Genomic DNA, 16,864 nt, shown 5'->3' with positions numbered 1-16,864 from the left:
TGATCTTATAACGAAAGTGTCGAGAGTTTGACCGTCTGCTTGGCGTTGCACAAGTCCCATGGGAGCATGCACGTCAGAAATGTGCAGGAGCAGACTCATGTTGCGAATTCGCGGAAGCATCGGCGACTGGCCGGTGGATTTGACGCTGGAGATGGATGACGGTGATTGGGCGCGGCTTGGTTCGCAGTTACAGGTGGTCAAGCCCGAAGCCAGTGCAGCGCCGGCGAAACCTGTCAATCAGGATGATGCGCTGTGGCAGATCGCCAAGGATTTGCTGCGCAAGGCCGGACAATTGAGCGGCCCGGATTTGCTGGATCAGTTGGAAGGATTGACCGGCAGCGCGGCGTCAGGCAAACGCTTGCTGGTGCGTTTGCGCCATTGCTCTGATGTGAAAGTGACGAGCGGCGGGGATACGCCGCTTTATAGCTGGCAAGAGCCAGGTAGGAGCTGAGCTTGCTCGCGATGGCGATCTCCAGGACGCCATCGCCGGCAAGCCGTGCTCCTACGGGGCGGGTTAATACAACGCAGCAAACAACTTGCGGCGGTACGTGGTCACCAGCGGGTGATCGTTGCCCAGCAGTTCGAACACCTGCAGCAAGGTCTTGTGCGGCAAACCTTCGCTGTAGCTGCGATTGCGCACGAACAGCTTGAGCAACGCATCCAGCGCCGCATCGTACTGCTGACGCGCCAATTGCTGGATCGCCAATTGATAAACCGCCTCATCGTCCTGCGGATTTTTCGCCAGGCGCGCTTTCAGGTCTGCCGCATCCGGCAAATCCTTGGCCTGGCCGAGAAACTGGATCTGCGCCTTGGCGCCGGCCAGGGCGGCCTTGTGTTCATCGCTCTTGACCGCGTCGAGCACGGTTTGCGCTTCGCCCAGCTCGCCACGCTCGGTGAGGCAGCGGGCGTAGAGAATCAATGCGCCGGCGTTGGTGTTGTCTTCGCCCAGCAGCACTTTGAGCGCGGCTTCGGCGTCGGCAAAGCGATTGTCATCAAACAGCGCCTGAGCTTGCTCAAACGGGTCGGCAACGGCCGGCGGCGGCATTTGAACGTGAGGCTCAAGCATCGCGCGCACGGCAGATTCCGGTTGCGCACCGGCAAAACCGTCCACCGGCTGACCGTCCTTGAACAGCACCACGGTCGGCAGGCTGCGAATGCCGAAGCGCGAAACGATGTCGGGCTCGGCGTCGCAGTTGACCTTGGCCAGCAGCAACTCGCCCTGATAGCTCTCGGCGATGGTTTGCAGCATCGGCATCAACGCCTTGCACGGCGCACACCATTCGGCCCAGAAATCCACCAGCACGGGTTTGTGGAATGAGTTCTCGATCACCGACTGCTCGAAATCGGCAGTCGTGGCGTCGAAGATGTACGGCGTTTCCTGACTCATGGGGGATCTCTTGGAAGCGTGAATGGGGCAACTATACGGCTTGGTGGGGGGCGGCCGGAAGCGGGATGGCCTTTGAGATGTGTGTTGCCTGACCGGACGCCTTCGCGGGCAAGCCTCGCTCCTACAGATTTAGTGCCCCTCTCAATAACGACGCGGACTTGTAGGAGCGAGGCTTGCCCGCGAAGCTTTTAGCTACGCCGAGCGTGGTACAGGCTTACATGCCGAAACTCTTCAGGCTCAGCCAGATCCGGCAACGTCATCGCTTCCAGCATCTCGATACGTTGATACAACGGGTGACGAAAATCCCTCACCCGCGAATCCGCCACCAACGCTTCCCGGCCACGACTCAAAAACTCATCAAGCAACGGCAGATTCGCCCGGTCGTAAAGCACGTCGGCCACCAGAATCAGATCAAACCGATCCGCCTCGGCGAAAAAGTCCGTCGAGTAATCAAGCTGTACGTCATTGAGTTCAGCATTCGCCCGACATGCGGCAATCGCCAGCGGGTCCAGGTCACAGGCCACCACTTCCAGCGCCCCGGCCTTAACCGCTGCGATCCCCGCCACCCCCGAACCGGCGCCAAAATCCAGCACGCGTTTGCCTTTGACCCACTCAGGAAATTCAGCGAGGTAGCGGGCGACTGCCAGACCGCTGGCCCAGCAGAAACTCCAGTACGGCGGTTCATGCAGAATCCGGCGGGTTTCCTCCGGGCTGAACGCGCGGTCCATGTTGTCGCCGTCGATCAGCCAGAGTTTCAGCTCGGTATCGGGCAACGCGACAGGCACAAGCTGCGCGTCACCGAGCAGTTCACCCAACGCCTGTTGCAGGTCGAGCGGTGCAATCATGGCGCTTTGACGAATTGCAGCTGACCCAGGGCCTGGGTCGTCGGCTGGGTAATGACCTGCGACGGCAAATGCAAAATCAACTGGCCAGACTGGCTGGCACGGCCCCGCAATTCAACGCGAACACCGGCCGGGAACGACTCCGGGTTAAAGCGCAGGTGAAACGGCAACACTTGATTGGTGCCGATCAGGCTCGAACTGGCGAGCAATTGTTGCGGGCGGTCCTTGTCGTCGATCACCAGCAGCGCCAGTTCGACTTCGGCACCGGCCGGCACGCCTTGCAGGGTGCCGCTCAGTTCACGCTGATAGGCGGGCAGCGGGCCGAGGTTGGCCGATTCCTTGGCTTTTTTCTGCGCCTGTTGTGGCGCGGGGCCCGGCGTCGGCGGTTGGGGCTTGGGCGCATCGCTGCTGCAGGCCACCAGCAGGCTGAAAAGACTGAGCAAGACGAGCGGTCTTAGGGACATTTGCGGCTCCAGCAAGGTGAAATCCATGAATCAGGCATATAGCCCGTCTGTATACCGTAAACCCTATGGCTTGTCTTGCCACGGGGATGCGCTACCATGGCCCTCCCTTTTTTTGTTGCCTGCCACCATGCACTGTCCCTTCTGCGGTGCCAACGACACCAAGGTCATCGACTCGCGTCTGGTCGCCGAGGGCGAACAGGTACGCCGCCGGCGTGAATGCCTGGCCTGCGGCGAGCGTTTCACGACGTTCGAGACTGCCGAACTGGTGTTGCCGCGCCTGATCAAAACCGACGGTAGCCGTCAGCCCTTCGACGAAGAAAAACTGCGCGCGGGCATGCAGCGTGCGCTGGAGAAGCGCCCGGTGAGTGTCGAGCGCCTCGAATCGTCGCTGGTGCACATCAAACACAAACTGCGCGCCACCGGTGAGCGCGAGGTCAAATCCCTCGTGGTTGGTGAACTGGTGATGGCCGAGCTGCAAAAGCTCGACGAAGTCGCCTACATTCGTTTCGCCTCCGTGTATCGGCGCTTCCAGGACCTCAACGAGTTCCGCGAAGAGATCGATCGCCTGGCCCGTGAGCCGGTGAAAGAATGACCACCTCCGCAGAACAAGCTGTCCTCGACGCCCATTACATGGCCCGCGCCCTGGAACTGGCGCGTAAAGGTCATTACACGACGCACCCCAACCCCCGGGTTGGTTGCGTGATCGTGCGTGACGGGCAGATTGTCGGCGAAGGCTGGCACGAGCGCACCGGCGAACCCCACGCTGAAGTCCACGCCCTGCGCGCCGCTGGCGACAAGGCCCGTGGCGCCACGGCTTACGTGACCCTCGAACCTTGCAGCCACCACGGTCGCACGCCGCCCTGCGCCGATGCGCTGGTGAACGCCGGCCTCGCTCGCGTCGTCGCGGCGATGCAGGACCCGAACCCATCGGTGGCCGGTCGCGGCATGCAGCGTTTGGCTCAGGCCGGTATTGCCATCGAAAGCGGCGTGCTGGAAGGCGAGGCGCGCAAGCTCAATCAAGGCTTCCTCAAACGCATGGAACATGGCTTGCCATTCGTGCGGGTCAAGTTGGCCATGAGCCTGGACGGTCGCACGGCGATGGAAAGCGGCGAAAGCCAATGGATCACCGGCCCGGCCGCGCGTTCGGCGGTACAACGCCTGCGCGCGCAGGCCAGCGTAGTGCTGACCGGCGCCGACACGGTGCTGACGGACAACGCCCGACTGACCGTGCGTGCCGATGAACTGGGCCTGGACGCCGAGCAAACGGCCCTGGCCATGAGCCGTCCGCCGCTGCGCGTGCTGATCGACGGCCGTTTGCGAGTACCGCTCGATGCGCCGTTTTTCAAGGCCGGGCCTGCGTTGGTCGCCACGTGCATGGCGGTCGAAGAGCAATACGCCAACGGTCCGGAATGCCTGATCGTGGCCGGTGACGATGGCTTGGTTGACCTGCGCAAACTGCTGGTCGAACTGGCCAATCGTGGGGTCAACGAAGTGTTGGTCGAAGCGGGTCCGCGTCTGGCTGGGGCTTTTGCCCAGCAAGGTCTGGTGGACGAATTCCAGATTTTCATCGCCGGCAAGTTTCTTGGCTCCTCGGCACGCCCGCTGCTGGACTGGCCGCTGGCGCAAATGAAGGACGCGCCCGAGCTCAAAATCACCGAAATTCGCGCGGTTGGCGATGACTGGCGAGTCATCGCCATTCCTGCGTCGGCGGCGAGCGTATAATTCCTGGCCGCAGCCTAGCGACGGCTTTGTTCTCGAGGAGGACTCCATGTTTACCGGCATCATCGAATCCATCGGCAGTATTCGTGCATTGACCCCAAAAGGCGGAGATGTGCGGGTACACGTAGAAACCGGCAAGCTCGATTTGAGCGACGTCAAACTGGGCGACAGCATCGCGGTCAACGGCGTGTGCCTGACTGCGGTTGAATTGCCAGGCAATGGCTTCGCGGCGGACGTCAGTCGCGAAACCCTCGACTGCACCGCGATGAATGACCTGAAAAGCGGCAGCCCGGTGAACCTGGAAAAAGCCCTGACCCCGACCACTCGCCTCGGCGGGCACCTGGTCAGCGGGCACGTTGATGGCGTGGGCGAAGTGGTTGCCCGTACCGAGAATGCTCGCGCTGTGGAATTCCGCATCCGCGCGCCGAAAGAGCTGGCCAAATACATCGCCCATAAAGGCTCGATCACCGTCGACGGCACCAGCCTGACCGTGAACGCGGTCGATGGCGCCGAGTTCCTGCTGACGATCATTCCGCACACCCTGAGCGAAACCATCATGGCGTCGTACCAGCCAGGTCGCCGGGTGAACCTCGAAGTTGACTTGCTGGCCCGTTATCTGGAGCGCCTGTTGCTGGGCGACAAGGCCGCAGAGCCAACGGCCGGCAGCACCATTACCGAAAGCTTTCTGGCCGCCAACGGCTACCTCAAATCCTGACCCAAGGGGGTGCCTTGTGGCGCTCAATAGCATCGAAGAACTGGTTGAAGACATCCGCCAAGGCAAGATGGTCATCCTCATGGATGACGAAGACCGCGAGAACGAAGGCGACCTGATCATGGCCGCCGAGTGCTGCAAGGCTGAACACATCAACTTCATGGCCAAGCACGCCCGTGGCCTGATCTGCATGCCGATGAGTCGCGAGCGCTGCGAACTACTCAAGTTGCCCTTGATGGCGCCGCGCAACGGTTCCGGCTTCGGCACCAAGTTCACCGTGTCCATCGAAGCGGCCGAAGGCGTGACCACCGGCATCTCCGCTGCCGACCGCGCGCGCACCGTGCAAGCGGCGGCCGCGAAAGACGCCAAGGCTGAAGACATCGTCAGCCCCGGCCACATTTTCCCGCTGATGGCTCAGGCCGGCGGCACCCTGGCGCGCGCTGGTCACACCGAAGCGGCGTGCGACCTGGCGCGCATGGCCGGTTTCGAGCCGAGCGGGGTGATCTGCGAAGTGATGAACGACGACGGCACCATGTCCCGTCGCACCGAACTCGAAGCCTTCGCGGCCGAACACAACATCAAGATCGGCACCATCGCCGACCTGATTCACTACCGGATGATCCACGAACGTACCGTTCAGCGGATTGCCGAGCAGCCGCTGGACAGCGAACTGGGCCAGTTCAACCTGGTGACCTATCGTGATTCCGTGGAAGGCGACGTGCACATGGCCCTGACCCTGGGCACCGTGTGCGCCGAAGAACCGACCCTGGTTCGCGTACACAACATGGACCCGCTGCGCGACCTGTTGATGGTCAAACAACCGGGGCGCTGGAGCCTGCGCGCCGCCATGGCCGCGGTGGCCGAGGCCGGCAGCGGCGTGGTGCTGTTGCTCGGTCACCCGCTCGATGGCGACGTGTTGCTGGCGCACATCCGTGAAACCGCGGACCAGACTGTCGTGAAAAAACCGACCACCTACAGCATCGTTGGTGCCGGTTCGCAGATCCTTCGGGACCTGGGCGTACGCAAAATGCGCTTGATGTCTGCGCCAATGAAATTTAATGCGATATCCGGTTTCGATCTGGAAGTTGTAGAATACGTGCCCTCCGAATAATGACCGGTTGTTTCCAGTCCTTGATTCGCGGCGAACACATCACCGAGGGACGCGTAGAAAACGTGTCCCGGCTCTTTAAGAGATCTAACGAATGACCCTGAAGACCATCGAAGGTACCTTCATCGCCCCTAAAGGCCGCTACGCTTTGGTAGTGGGCCGTTTCAACAGCTTCGTCGTTGAAAGTCTGGTCAGCGGTGCAGTTGATGCCCTGGTTCGCCACGGCGTAAGCGAAAGCGACATCACCATCATCCGCGCGCCTGGCGCCTTCGAAATCCCGCTGGTTGCGCAGAAAGTCGCTCAGAAGGGCGAATACGCGGCAATCATCGCCTTGGGCGCGGTCATTCGTGGCGGTACTCCGCACTTCGAATACGTGGCGGGCGAATGCACCAAGGGCCTGGCCCAGGTGTCCATGGAGTTCGGCGTTCCGGTCGCTTTCGGCGTCCTGACCGTTGATTCCATCGAGCAAGCCATCGAACGTTCCGGCACCAAGGCCGGCAACAAAGGTGCTGAAGCTGCCCTGTCCGCTCTGGAAATGGTCAGCCTGCTGGCGCAGTTGGAGGCCAAGTGATTAGCGACGAAAGTGATCGTTTCAACCCGCGCGATCCAAAGCCTGCGGATGCCGGCAAGCCATCGAAAAGCGTCAAGCGTCGCGAAGCCCGTCAGCTCGCGACTCAGGCGCTGTACCAATGGCACATGGCCAAAACTTCGCTGAACGAAATCGAAGCGCAGTTTCGGGTCGATAACGATTTCAGCGATGTCGATGCCGCCTACTTCCACGACATCCTGCACGGCGTGCCGGCGCACAAGACCGAGATCGATTCTGCCCTCGGCCCGTGCCTGGACATCACCATCGACGAGCTCGATCCGGTTGAGCTGGCGGTTTTGCGCCTGTCCACCTGGGAACTGATCAAGCGCGTCGACGTTCCATACCGCGTGGTGATCAACGAAGGTATTGAACTGGCCAAGGTCTACGGTTCCACCGACGGCCACAAGTTCGTCAACGGTGTGCTCGACAAGCTGGCCCCGCGTCTGCGTGAAGCTGAAGTGAAGGCGTTCAAGCGCTGATCGGCGCTTGCAACCGCTATGGGTGAGTTTGAGCTGATCCGCAATTTCTTCGCCGCCGCGCCTTGTGCGCAGGGCGGCGAAGGCGTTGCCCTCGGAATCGGCGATGACTGCGCCTTGCTGGCTGTTCCTCCCGGGGAACAGTTGGCGATTTCCACCGACACGCTGGTTGCCGGCGTGCACTTCGCAGATCCTTGCGACCCGTTTCTGCTCGGTCAGCGTTCGCTGGCTGTAGCCGTCAGCGATCTGGCTGCCATGGGCGCCACCCCCGTTGCCTTTACCCTTGCCCTGACCTTGCCGACGGTGACCGCCGATTGGCTGGACGCCTACGCCCGTGGTTTGAACCTCATGGCACAGGGCTGCGGTGTGGCGCTGGTGGGCGGTGATACCAGCCGTGGGCCGTTGAGCCTGACGATGACCGTGTTCGGTCGTGTGCCGGCAGGTTTGGCGTTGACCCGCAGCGGTGCGCAGCCAGGCGACTTGCTGTGCGTTGGCGGTGAGCTTGGCAACGCGGCGGGGGCATTGCCGTTGGTGCTCGGTCAGCGAACGGCTGAAGCTGCCATCGCCGATCCGCTGCTGGCGCATTACTGGTCGCCGCAGCCGCAGCTTGGGCTGGGAACGGCACTGCGCGGTAAAGCCACCGCGGCGCTGGACATCTCCGACGGCCTACTCGCGGACTGCGGGCATATTGCCCTCGCGTCGAAGGTCGGCATTCAGATTGAACGGGACACGCTGCCATTGTCGAAAGCTTTAGTCGCCTTCCTCGGTCAATCGAGTGCAGAAATAGCGGCCCTGAGCGGCGGTGATGATTACGTACTGGCCTTTACCTTGCCGTCCGTGGAGTTAGCGCAATTGTTGAGCGACGGCTGGCCGATCCATGTGGTCGGGCGCGTTGTGACGGGGCAGGGCGTGGTGCTGCTGGACGCCGTTGGGCAAGACATCACCCCGCAAGCCCGGGGCTATCAACATTTTCGGGAGACACCGTGACAGATCATCCCAAACAGGTCCCGGCGGAATTCGTACCGCCGTCGGTCTGGCGCAATCCGTGGCATTTCCTGGCGTTCGGCTTCGGCTCGGGCACCCTGCCAAAAGCACCGGGCACCTGGGGTTCGTTAGTTGCGCTACCCTTTATCCCGTTGTGGCAGATGTTGCCCGACTGGGGCTACTGGCTGATGCTGGGTATCACCATGCTGTTCGGCTTCTGGCTGTGCGGCAAAGTGGCCGACGATTTGCGAGTGCACGACCACGAAGGCATCGTCTGGGACGAAATGGTCGGGATGTGGATCACCCTGTGGCTGGTGCCGGAAGGTTGGTATTGGTTGCTGGCTGGGTTTTTGATGTTCCGCTTTTTCGACATACTCAAGCCGTGGCCGATCCACTGGATCGACCGGCATGTGCATGGCGGCGTCGGGATCATGCTCGATGACGTTTTGGCCGGGGTGTTTGCGTGGCTGGCGATGCAGGGGCTGGTATGGACTTTCGCCTGAAGGGCGAAACAGGGGGACTAAGGATGGCTCGACGCTGGTTGGCTGTGATGGTTTTCGCCCTGTTTTGTCCGTTCGCCCAGGCGGGTGACGGGACGACGACGCCATCGGTGATTCACCTGGCCAGCGAAGACTGGGAAGACTACACCGCCGCTGACGGCCATGGCCTGGGCTGGGACGTGCTGCGGGAAGTGTTCGAGCCGGCTGGCGTCAAGCTGGACATTCGCACCGAGCCTTACACGCGCTCCGTCGGGCTGGCCCAGCGCCGCGAAGTGGATGCCTGTGTCGGTTCCTACCATGGCGAGAACAGCGATCTGCTTTATCCGCGCTGGAACTTCGACACCGATCACATCTATGCCCTGGGTCTGGCGAGCAATCCGGCGCCGACCCCGGAGACGCTGGGCAACTATCGACTGGCCTGGGTCCGGGGCTACGACTATCAGGATTACCTGCCCAACGTGCGGCGCTATAACGAAGTCATTCGGCGCACCGGCATTTTGTCGATGCTGACCCGCAACCGCGCCGACTATTACATCGACGCGCTGACCGAAGTCGACTATGTCCTCAAGTGGGCCAAGGATCCTTCGCAGTTTCGTCGTACCCATATCGCGGAATTGCCGCTGTACCTGTGCTTTGCCGATACGCCCAAGGCCCGAAAACTGATGGCGCTGTTCGATCAGCGCATGGACGTGTTGGTGAAAAGCGGTCAGCTGAAACCGATCTTCGAGCGCTGGAAACAACCCTATCCGTTCGACGACAGCAGTGAGCCCGCAGGCCAGTGATCCAACTTTTTGATCGTTATGCCCCATAATTCAGCCTAAGCGTCTGTAGGAACGTGCTGTTACAATGCCGCGTCTGCGAATCTCCAGTACTTATTGATCAGGAGCACACCGGTGCCTGTCGTTTTTGTCGCCGCTTCCAAGCTGCCAACGCCTTTTGCGCAATTCACCATGCACGGCTTTCTCGATGAAGAAAACGGGCGCGAGCACGTGGTGCTGAGCCTGGGTGAGTTCGCCGACGGTGCCCCGGTACTCGGCCGGTTGCACTCCGAATGCTTGACTGGCGATGCCTTGTTCAGCCAGCGTTGTGACTGCGGTTCGCAACTTGAGGCCGCCTTGCAGGCCATCGCCCGTGAAGGCCGTGGCGTGTTGCTTTACCTGCGCCAGGAAGGCCGTGGCATTGGCCTGCTGAACAAGATCCGCGCCTATGAGTTGCAGGATGGCGGTGCCGACACCGTTGAAGCCAACGAACGTCTGGGCTTTGCCGCCGACCAGCGTGACTACGCCATGTGCCTGCCGATGCTGGAACACCTGGGCGTGAAATCCCTGCGCCTGATGACCAACAATCCGCGCAAGGTCAAAGCCTTGACCGACATGGGCATCGTGGTTGCCGAGCGCGTGCCGCTGCACACCGGCCATAACCCACACAACAAACTCTACCTGGCCACCAAGGCCAGCAAGCTCGACCACATGATGGGCAACGAGCATCAGGGCGAGGCAGACCGGGCGTGACGCGCGGTCAGGTACGGCGGCGATTGTCTTTCAGCTGGTGGCAATACCTGGCCTTGGCGTTGCTGCCGCTGTTCGTGATCAATGGCGTGTTCGGCCAGGGCGAGGCGATTTTACCGGTGCTGGCGATGCCACTGTTCATTGCCGGTGTCGCCTCGATGTTTGTCAGCCTGAAATTTTTTGGCGGCTACAAACACGCACTGATCGCCACCCAGAAAGCCCTCGATACCCCTGAAGAGCCCGCCGCCTGGATCACCCTGGCTGCCAAACGCCGCACGGCGTTGCTGGTCGCCGGCCTGCCGGCGTGGATCGGTGCGTTGGCGGTGTTCGTCGGCCTCGAAGCGGTGCCTTTGGTGTTGCTGGCGCTGTCGACCACGGTGCTGTTCTACCTCTACCGTATCCCGCGTCAACTCGGCTGATGTTTCGCGTCTGGCTGGCGGTGTTGCTGCTGGCCGTCAGCGGCTCGGCTGTTTCCGTTGAGCGTGTTGTCAGCCTCGCGCCTTCTCTCTCTGAAATCGTTGTCGAGCTGGGTTCCGCGGACCTTTTGGTCGGCGTGCTGGATGCCGGTGAGCGTCCCGCCGAACTCAAAGGTCTTCCATCGGTTGGCCGCTACGGCCAGTTGGACATGGAACGGTTGCTCAGCCTCAAACCCGATCTGTTATTGCTCTGGCCCGGCAGCGTCGGCCCGGCCCAGCGTGAGCAGCTCAATCGACTGAACATCCCCACGTATGTCGCCGAACCTCACAACCTCGAACAACTGACCGCGCAGATCGAAGCGATTGCCACACAGCTTGGTCGGCCTGAGCGTGGCGTTTTATTGGCCGCGCAATTACGCCAACGACTGGATGTGCTGCGCCAGCGTTATCGCCGGGATGAACCGTTGCGGGTGTTTTATCAGGTCTGGGATCGACCGCTGTACACCGTTGGCGGCGGTCAGATCATCAGTGATGCGCTGCAGGTGTGCGGGGCGCGGAATGTGTTTGCCGACCTGACATTGCCAGCGCCGCAGGTCAGCGTCGAGGCGGTGTTGCAGCGTAATCCCGAGGTGATTCTGGCCAGTGATCAGGCGCAGCTTGATGCGTGGAAAGCCTGGCCGCAGGTGGCGGCGGTGGTGCAAGGGCGGTTGTTGTTGGTGACGGATAGGGGGCTGGAGCGGCCGAGCGGGCAGATGATCGAAGCGACGGCCAAGCTTTGCCAGCTTATAACGCCTTCACGCTGATCGTTCCCACGCTCCGCGTGGGAATTCCGCCATTGGACGCTCCGCGTCCGCTTTGGATGTGACGCAGAGCGTCACGGGATGCATTCCCACGCGGAGCGTGGGAACGATCGTGTCTCAGAGTTCCGGCGTCCAGGTCACCCCAAACATCCACGCCCGACCTTCCTCGCGATACCCATACTGACTGCCGTCATGGCTGTACAGCGCCCGGCTGTACCCTTTGTCCAGCAGGTTATCGACCTTCAACTCAAGCTTGATCTCACGATTCAATTCCCAGCTGCTACGCAACCCCAGCAACGCATACCCGCCCAACGGCTGCTGATTGTTCTCATCGTCGTAGCTGCTGCTCACGGCCTGCCAGCTGGCGCCGAGCCCTAGCCGGTCGAACTGCCGATCCAGATCCAGGCTCAAGGTCCGCCGCGCCCGACGCGCCAGGGTGTGGCCGCTGTCGCGATCCCTTGGGTCGATGATTGCCACGCCGAGGTTGCTCTGCCAACCGAACAGTTCCTGTTTCAATGCCGCTTCGAAACCGTTGATCCGCGCCGATGCAACGTTCTGTGGCCGTGAATTGCTGCCAAAAATAATCGCGTCTTCAAGGTCGGTGCGATACAGCGAAGCTTCGAGACGGCTGGTGTCGGTCAATTGACTGCGCCATTGCAGCTCGTAGCTTTTTGAGGTCTCGGGCTTCAGATCAGGGTTGCTGAAATCCGGGTAATACAAGTCATTGAAGGTCGGTGCGCGAAAGCCTTCGCTGTAAGTCAGCAGCACGTCGTTGTCCGGGTTCAGCGGCAGCGTGAAGGTGCCGCTCCAGCTGTTCTGGCCACCGAACTGCTGGTTCTGGTCCCGGCGCAGACCCAGTTCCGTGGAGAAGCTGTCCGCCTGGTAGCGATGCTGGATAAACGCCGCGCGGTTCCAGCGGCTGTCCTCGTCGAACGGCGTGCTGCTGTTGATCCGGTCTTCGTACCAGTCGCCGCCGAGGATCAGGCTGTTGCGCTCATTCAGCGTCAGGTCGTTCTGCCAGTTCACCGAATCGCGGTACGTATTAAACACGCTGCGTTCATCGCTGAGCTTGTCCAGGGTCTTCTCGCGGTTTTCGCTGTGACCGAATTCGACGCGGGTTTTCCAGAGGTCGTTGACCCGGGCATCGACGTAACTGCTGATGCTGCTCACGGCAAAGTCGCTGTAAGGCTGCTGCTGGAGCGATTCGAAAGTAGTGGCGTCGAAGCGCCCGAACGGATTGTCGAACTCGCTTTTGCCGCGGTTATCCAGCACGTTGGCGCCGATTTCGATGTCATCGGTGAGGGCATGGCTCAGGCTCAAACTCACTGACTTGTTACGGTACTCATCGTGATCGCCGTCGCTGGGATAGGACGCGTGGGTGCGATTGATGCCGGCTGTTTCATCGAGGCTGGCGCCGAGGTTGAAGCGGGTTTTCTCATCGCCGCCGGATAATCCGAGGCTGCGCTCCCAGGTCTGGTTGCTACCGAAGCCGACGTGCAGGCGCGGTTGCAGGCCTTGTTCGCCGCCACGCCGGGTGAAAATCTGAATCACCCCGCCAATCGCATCACTGCCGTAAATCACCGAACGGGAGCCGCGCAGCACTTCTACGCGCTCGACCTGTTCGATGTTGATGTGTTGCAGGTTGCTGTCGCCGGAGGTCGAGTTGCCGATGCGTTGACCGTCCACCAGCACCAGGCTTTGCGCCGACTTGGTCCCGCGAATGTAAATCCCCGGCAGGCTGCCGCGCCCACCGGTTTGCCCGACCTGCACGCCCGGCACCCGACTCAGCAAGTCCGTGACGCTGCTCGGTTGCAGGCGATCGATGTCCTCGCGGGTGAACACGGTGTTGGCGGCGCTGCTGTCGTTGCGTGCTTCGACTTGACGGTTGGCGCTGATCAGCACTTCGGGGAGTTTCAGGGCTTGATCGCGCTCGAAGGTGTCCGCCAGGAGTTGGCCGGCCGGCAGCAGGGTCAGCGTCAGGGCGAGGGGGGAGAGTTTCATCGGCAGTCCGTTGGTGCTTAAAGCGAACACAAATTTTGAAAGGTACAGAAAACCAATGTGGGAGCGGGCTTGCTCGCGAATGCGGTGTATCAGTCAACACTTATGCTGATTGATGCACCGCATTCGCGAGCAAGCCCGCTCCCACAAGGGGTTTTGCATTTATTCAGATGTTCAGCAGTTTCAGGCGTTCACGCACCGAAGCTTCGATCCCGGCCTCATCAAGCCCACACTCGGCCAGCATCTGCGCAGGCTTCGCATGCTCGACGTAACTGTCCGGCAAGCCCAGGTGCAGAATCGATTTGAGGATGTTTTCACGCGCAAGGAACTCGCTGACCGCGCCACCGGCGCCGCCCATGATCGCGTTTTCTTCGATGGTCACCAGCAATTCATGGCTGCCCGCCATTTCGCGAACCAGTTCCTCATCCAGCGGTTTGACGAAACGCATGTCGACCACGGTCGCATCCAGTTTCTCGGCAACTTTCAGCGCTTCGGCCAGTTGCACGCCGAACACCAGCAGGGCGACTTTGCTGCCCTGGCGGCGGACCACACCTTTGCCGATTTCGATCGGTTGCAGGTCTTTCTCGATCGTTGCGTTCGGGCCACTGCCACGCGGGTAACGCACCGCGGCCGGGCCGTTGAACAAGTGACCGGTGGTGAGCATTTTGCGCAGTTCGTTTTCGTCGCTCGGGGTCATCACCAGCATGCCGGGGATGCAACGCAGGAACGACAGGTCGAAGCTGCCCGCGTGCGTCGGGCCGTCTTCGCCCACCAGACCGGCGCGGTCGATGGCGAACAGGACGTCGAGGTTTTGCACCGCGACGTCATGAATCAGTTGATCGTAACCGCGTTGCAGGAACGTCGAATAAATCGCCACAACAGGTTTCGCGCCTTCGCAGGCCATGCCGGCGGCGAGGGTCACTGCATGTTGCTCGGCAATCGCCACGTCGAAGTAACGCAGCGGGAATCGCTCGCTGAACGCCACCAGGTCGGAGCCTTCCTTCATCGCCGGGGTGATGCCCACCAAACGCGGATCAGACGCGGCCATGTCGCATAGCCATTCGCCGAACACGCCGGAATACTTCGGCCCGCTTGATTTCTTCGGCGCAGCGGCCGGCGCATCAACGGGTTCAAGCTTGGTGATGGCGTGGTAACCGATCGGGTCGACTTCCGCCGGGGCGAAGCCTTTGCCTTTCTTGGTGACGACGTGCAGGAACTGCGGGCCTTTGAGATCGCGCATGTTGCGCAGGGTGGCGATCAGGGTCGGCAGGTCGTGGCCATCGATCGGGCCGATGTAGTTCCAGCCCAGCTCTTCGAACAGCGTGCCGGGAACCAGCATGCCTTTTGCGTATTCTTCGGTGCGACGGGCGATTTCCCAGGCGCCGGGGAGGCGCGACAGGACCTTTTTGCTGCCTTCGCGCATGCTCGCGTAAGTGCGGCTGGACAGGATCTTCGCCAGGTAATTCGACAGCCCGCCGACGTTGCGCGAGATCGACATGTCGTTGTCGTTAAGGATCACCAGCATATTGGCGTTCACTTCCGGCGCATGGTTCAGCGCCTCGAAGGCCATGCCGGCGGTCAGAGCACCGTCGCCGATCACCGCAATCGCCTTGCGATCACTGTTTTGCAGGCGGGCGGCAATCGCCATGCCCAGCGCTGCGCTGATCGAGGTGCTGGAGTGGCCGACGCCGAAGGTGTCGTACTCGCTCTCGGAACGACGCGGGAAGGCTGCGACGCCGTCCTTCTGGCGCAGGGTGCCCATGCGCTCGCGACGGCCGGTGAGGATTTTGTGCGGATAGGCCTGATGACCCACGTCCCACACCAGCCGGTCGTCCGGGGTGTCGAAGACGTAATGCAACGCGATGGTCAGCTCGATGACGCCCAGGCCGGCACCGAAATGCCCGCCGGTCTGACCGACCGTGTAGAGCAATTCCAGGCGCAACTCATCGGCCAGGGTTTCCAGCTCGGCTTCGCCTAACCGGCGCAGGCCGTCCGGCGTGTTGGCACGGTCGAGCAGGGGCGTGGTCGGGCGCTTGCGGGGAATCTCATGAAACGTCGTGGGCATCAGGCGAATCGTTATAGGTATAAAAGATGCGGCAGTTTACCTGATGCATCGCCCCCTGCCCACGCGTTGCTCTTTTTTGGCGGATACGCTGTCAGCTGCGGCGTTCGACGATATAGCGGGCCAGATCGCGCAACGGCTCGGCGGCCGCGTCAAACGGTCGCAGCGCGTGCAGGGCCTGATCGCGCAGTTCCTGGGCGTAGGCCTTGGCCGCGTCCAGGCCAAGCAGGGCCGGGTAGGTCGGCTTGTCACGAGCGATGTCGGCGCCTTGGCGTTTGCCGAGGGTTTCGGTATCGCTTTCAACGTCGAGAATGTCGTCCTGCACCTGGAATGCCAGGCCGATGGCCTGCGCATACGTCTGCAAAGACTTCAGTTCGTCCTTCTCGGCGCGGCCGCTGGCCAAGGCGCCGAGTTTGACGCTGACTTCGATCAGCGCACCGGTTTTGTGCCGGTGCATGGTTTCGAGGGCTTTTTGATCGAGCTTCAGACCGACCGAACCGAGGTCGATGGCTTGACCGCCGACCATGCCGGCCGGGCCTGCGGCCAATGCGAGAGCTCTGACCATTTGCAAGCGGAGGTGATCGGAGGTGAGAGCAGCGTCAGAGTTGCTCAGTCGGGGGTCGAGCAGGGCGCTGAACGCCAGGCTCTGCAAGCCGTCACCGGCCAGGATCGCGCAGGCTTCATCGAATTTCTTGTGCGTCGTCGGCTGGCCGCGACGCAGATCGTCGTCGTCCATGGCCGGCAAATCGTCGTGCACCAGGGAATAAGCGTGAATCAGCTCTACCGCGCAAGCAGCCCCGTTGGCTTGTTCAGCCTTGCCACCGAGCGCTTCGCACGCCGCGTAGGCCAGCAGCGGACGCACCCGTTTGCCGCCATTCATCACGCTGTAGCGCATGGCTTCGTACAACCGCGCAAGCTCGGGGCTCGGCGCGGTGAACAGGGTTTCCAGCGCCGCGTTGACGCGGGCCTGGCTGGTCGCCGAATACGCTGCAATCATTCTGGCTGATCCGCGTCGAAGGGTTCCTCGGCCAGCTCGCCGTCACGCTCGAGCAGCACCTGAACCTTTTGCTCGGCCTGCGCCAGCGCCGCCTGGCAATCGCGGGTCAGACCGATGCCCTGCTCGAAAGCCGTCAGCGAGTCTTCCAGCGACAATTCGCCGTTCTCCAGTCGCTCCACCAGCGTTTGCAGGTCAGCGAGGGATTGTTCGAAATCCAGTGCAGCTTTTTTGCGGGCCATGGCGGCTATTTCCGGTTGACGTTAAACCGGCGCGACACTAGCAGACATGGGGGTTATGGGCAA

At 61.6% G+C, this 16,864-nt stretch carries 20 protein-coding genes; 13 read left to right on the top strand and 7 right to left on the bottom strand.

From position 1 onward, the window contains the following. Window positions 1-97: 97 nt before the first annotated feature. Window positions 98-451, top strand: a complete 354-nt coding sequence (locus ACYZTM_RS11815) for a hypothetical protein (RefSeq protein WP_131062010.1) — start codon at window positions 98-100, stop codon at window positions 449-451. Between the two features lie 63 nt (window positions 452-514). Here ACYZTM_RS11815 and trxA read toward each other — a convergent pair whose 3' ends face one another. The 3 genes from trxA to ACYZTM_RS11800 form a co-directional block, all read right to left on the bottom strand. Beyond that, a complete protein-coding gene (gene trxA, locus ACYZTM_RS11810) occupies window positions 515-1,387 on the bottom strand; it encodes a thioredoxin (RefSeq protein WP_461988779.1) in 873 nt (290 codons plus the stop codon). A gap of 188 nt (window positions 1,388-1,575) precedes the next feature. Next, a complete protein-coding gene (locus ACYZTM_RS11805; RefSeq protein WP_131062008.1) occupies window positions 1,576-2,232 on the bottom strand; it encodes a class I SAM-dependent methyltransferase in 657 nt (218 codons plus the stop codon). Next, window positions 2,229-2,693: a YbaY family lipoprotein gene (locus tag ACYZTM_RS11800; RefSeq protein WP_131062007.1), complete on the bottom strand. Its 465-nt coding sequence runs from the start codon at window positions 2,691-2,693 to the stop codon at window positions 2,229-2,231. The genes ACYZTM_RS11805 and ACYZTM_RS11800 overlap by 4 nt, the downstream gene beginning before the upstream one ends. 127 nt (window positions 2,694-2,820) lie before the next feature. Between ACYZTM_RS11800 and nrdR the strand changes: the two genes are divergently transcribed. The 12 genes from nrdR to ACYZTM_RS11740 all read left to right on the top strand — a co-directional run bounded on the left by nrdR (window position 2,821) and on the right by ACYZTM_RS11740 (window position 11,508). Continuing rightward, window positions 2,821-3,285: a transcriptional regulator NrdR gene (gene nrdR / locus ACYZTM_RS11795; RefSeq protein WP_003228656.1), complete on the top strand. Its 465-nt coding sequence runs from the start codon at window positions 2,821-2,823 to the stop codon at window positions 3,283-3,285. Then, complete coding sequence (ribD, locus tag ACYZTM_RS11790) at window positions 3,282-4,415, top strand: bifunctional diaminohydroxyphosphoribosylaminopyrimidine deaminase/5-amino-6-(5-phosphoribosylamino)uracil reductase RibD (protein ID WP_131062005.1); 1,134 nt, start codon at window positions 3,282-3,284, stop codon at window positions 4,413-4,415. Before nrdR ends, ribD begins: the two co-directional genes overlap by 4 nt. A 46-nt stretch (window positions 4,416-4,461) precedes the next feature. Continuing rightward, window positions 4,462-5,127, top strand: a complete 666-nt coding sequence (locus ACYZTM_RS11785) for a riboflavin synthase (protein WP_008059524.1) — start codon at window positions 4,462-4,464, stop codon at window positions 5,125-5,127. A 16-nt stretch (window positions 5,128-5,143) separates the two neighbouring features. Next, a complete protein-coding gene (ribBA, locus tag ACYZTM_RS11780; protein WP_461977106.1) occupies window positions 5,144-6,235 on the top strand; it encodes a bifunctional 3,4-dihydroxy-2-butanone-4-phosphate synthase/GTP cyclohydrolase II in 1,092 nt (363 codons plus the stop codon). 91 nt (window positions 6,236-6,326) lie between these two features. Beyond that, window positions 6,327-6,803, top strand: a complete 477-nt coding sequence (gene ribH, locus ACYZTM_RS11775) for a 6,7-dimethyl-8-ribityllumazine synthase (protein WP_003185938.1) — start codon at window positions 6,327-6,329, stop codon at window positions 6,801-6,803. Beyond that, complete coding sequence (gene nusB / locus ACYZTM_RS11770) at window positions 6,800-7,300, top strand: transcription antitermination factor NusB (protein WP_461988776.1); 501 nt, start codon at window positions 6,800-6,802, stop codon at window positions 7,298-7,300. The genes ribH and nusB overlap by 4 nt, the downstream gene beginning before the upstream one ends. Window positions 7,301-7,318: 18 nt before the next feature. Further along, window positions 7,319-8,284 (top strand): thiamine-phosphate kinase, encoded by a 966-nt coding sequence (gene thiL / locus ACYZTM_RS11765; RefSeq protein ID WP_461988774.1) that lies wholly within the window; start codon window positions 7,319-7,321, stop codon window positions 8,282-8,284. Then, on the top strand, window positions 8,281-8,784 hold the full coding sequence (locus ACYZTM_RS11760) for a phosphatidylglycerophosphatase A family protein (protein WP_461988773.1): 504 nt from the start codon (window positions 8,281-8,283) through the stop codon (window positions 8,782-8,784). The genes thiL and ACYZTM_RS11760 overlap by 4 nt, the downstream gene beginning before the upstream one ends. Window positions 8,785-8,807: 23 nt before the next feature. Beyond that, complete coding sequence (locus tag ACYZTM_RS11755) at window positions 8,808-9,563, top strand: substrate-binding periplasmic protein (protein ID WP_461988771.1); 756 nt, start codon at window positions 8,808-8,810, stop codon at window positions 9,561-9,563. Window positions 9,564-9,674: 111 nt separating this feature from the next. After that, entirely contained in the window at window positions 9,675-10,292 is a 618-nt protein-coding gene (gene ribA / locus ACYZTM_RS11750) for a GTP cyclohydrolase II (protein WP_027924335.1), read from the top strand. Further along, entirely contained in the window at window positions 10,289-10,708 is a 420-nt protein-coding gene (locus tag ACYZTM_RS11745) for an MFS transporter (RefSeq protein ID WP_461977098.1), read from the top strand. Before ribA ends, ACYZTM_RS11745 begins: the two co-directional genes overlap by 4 nt. After that, window positions 10,708-11,508, top strand: coding sequence for a cobalamin-binding protein (locus tag ACYZTM_RS11740; protein ID WP_461988769.1), 801 nt, complete (start codon window positions 10,708-10,710; stop codon window positions 11,506-11,508). The genes ACYZTM_RS11745 and ACYZTM_RS11740 overlap by 1 nt, the downstream gene beginning before the upstream one ends. 114 nt (window positions 11,509-11,622) lie before the next feature. Here ACYZTM_RS11740 and ACYZTM_RS11735 read toward each other — a convergent pair whose 3' ends face one another. The 4 genes from ACYZTM_RS11735 to ACYZTM_RS11720 form a co-directional block, all read right to left on the bottom strand. Further along, window positions 11,623-13,506, bottom strand: a complete 1,884-nt coding sequence (locus tag ACYZTM_RS11735) for a TonB-dependent receptor domain-containing protein (RefSeq protein ID WP_461988767.1) — start codon at window positions 13,504-13,506, stop codon at window positions 11,623-11,625. A gap of 163 nt (window positions 13,507-13,669) precedes the next feature. Further along, on the bottom strand, window positions 13,670-15,568 hold the full coding sequence (gene dxs / locus ACYZTM_RS11730; RefSeq protein WP_131063005.1) for a 1-deoxy-D-xylulose-5-phosphate synthase: 1,899 nt from the start codon (window positions 15,566-15,568) through the stop codon (window positions 13,670-13,672). Between the two features lie 91 nt (window positions 15,569-15,659). Beyond that, window positions 15,660-16,562, bottom strand: a complete 903-nt coding sequence (gene ispA / locus ACYZTM_RS11725; protein WP_461988764.1) for a (2E,6E)-farnesyl diphosphate synthase — start codon at window positions 16,560-16,562, stop codon at window positions 15,660-15,662. Beyond that, window positions 16,559-16,801 carry an exodeoxyribonuclease VII small subunit gene (locus ACYZTM_RS11720; protein ID WP_007894317.1) on the bottom strand — a complete coding sequence of 81 codons (243 nt, stop codon included), beginning with the start codon at window positions 16,799-16,801 and terminating at the stop codon, window positions 16,559-16,561. The genes ispA and ACYZTM_RS11720 overlap by 4 nt, the downstream gene beginning before the upstream one ends. Window positions 16,802-16,864: the final 63 nt, after the last annotated feature.

The sequence above is a fragment of the Pseudomonas sp. MDT2-39-1 genome (assembly GCF_054898085.1).
Note: the sequence above shows the minus strand (reverse complement) of the source record. Positions and strands in the feature narration are given on the sequence as shown.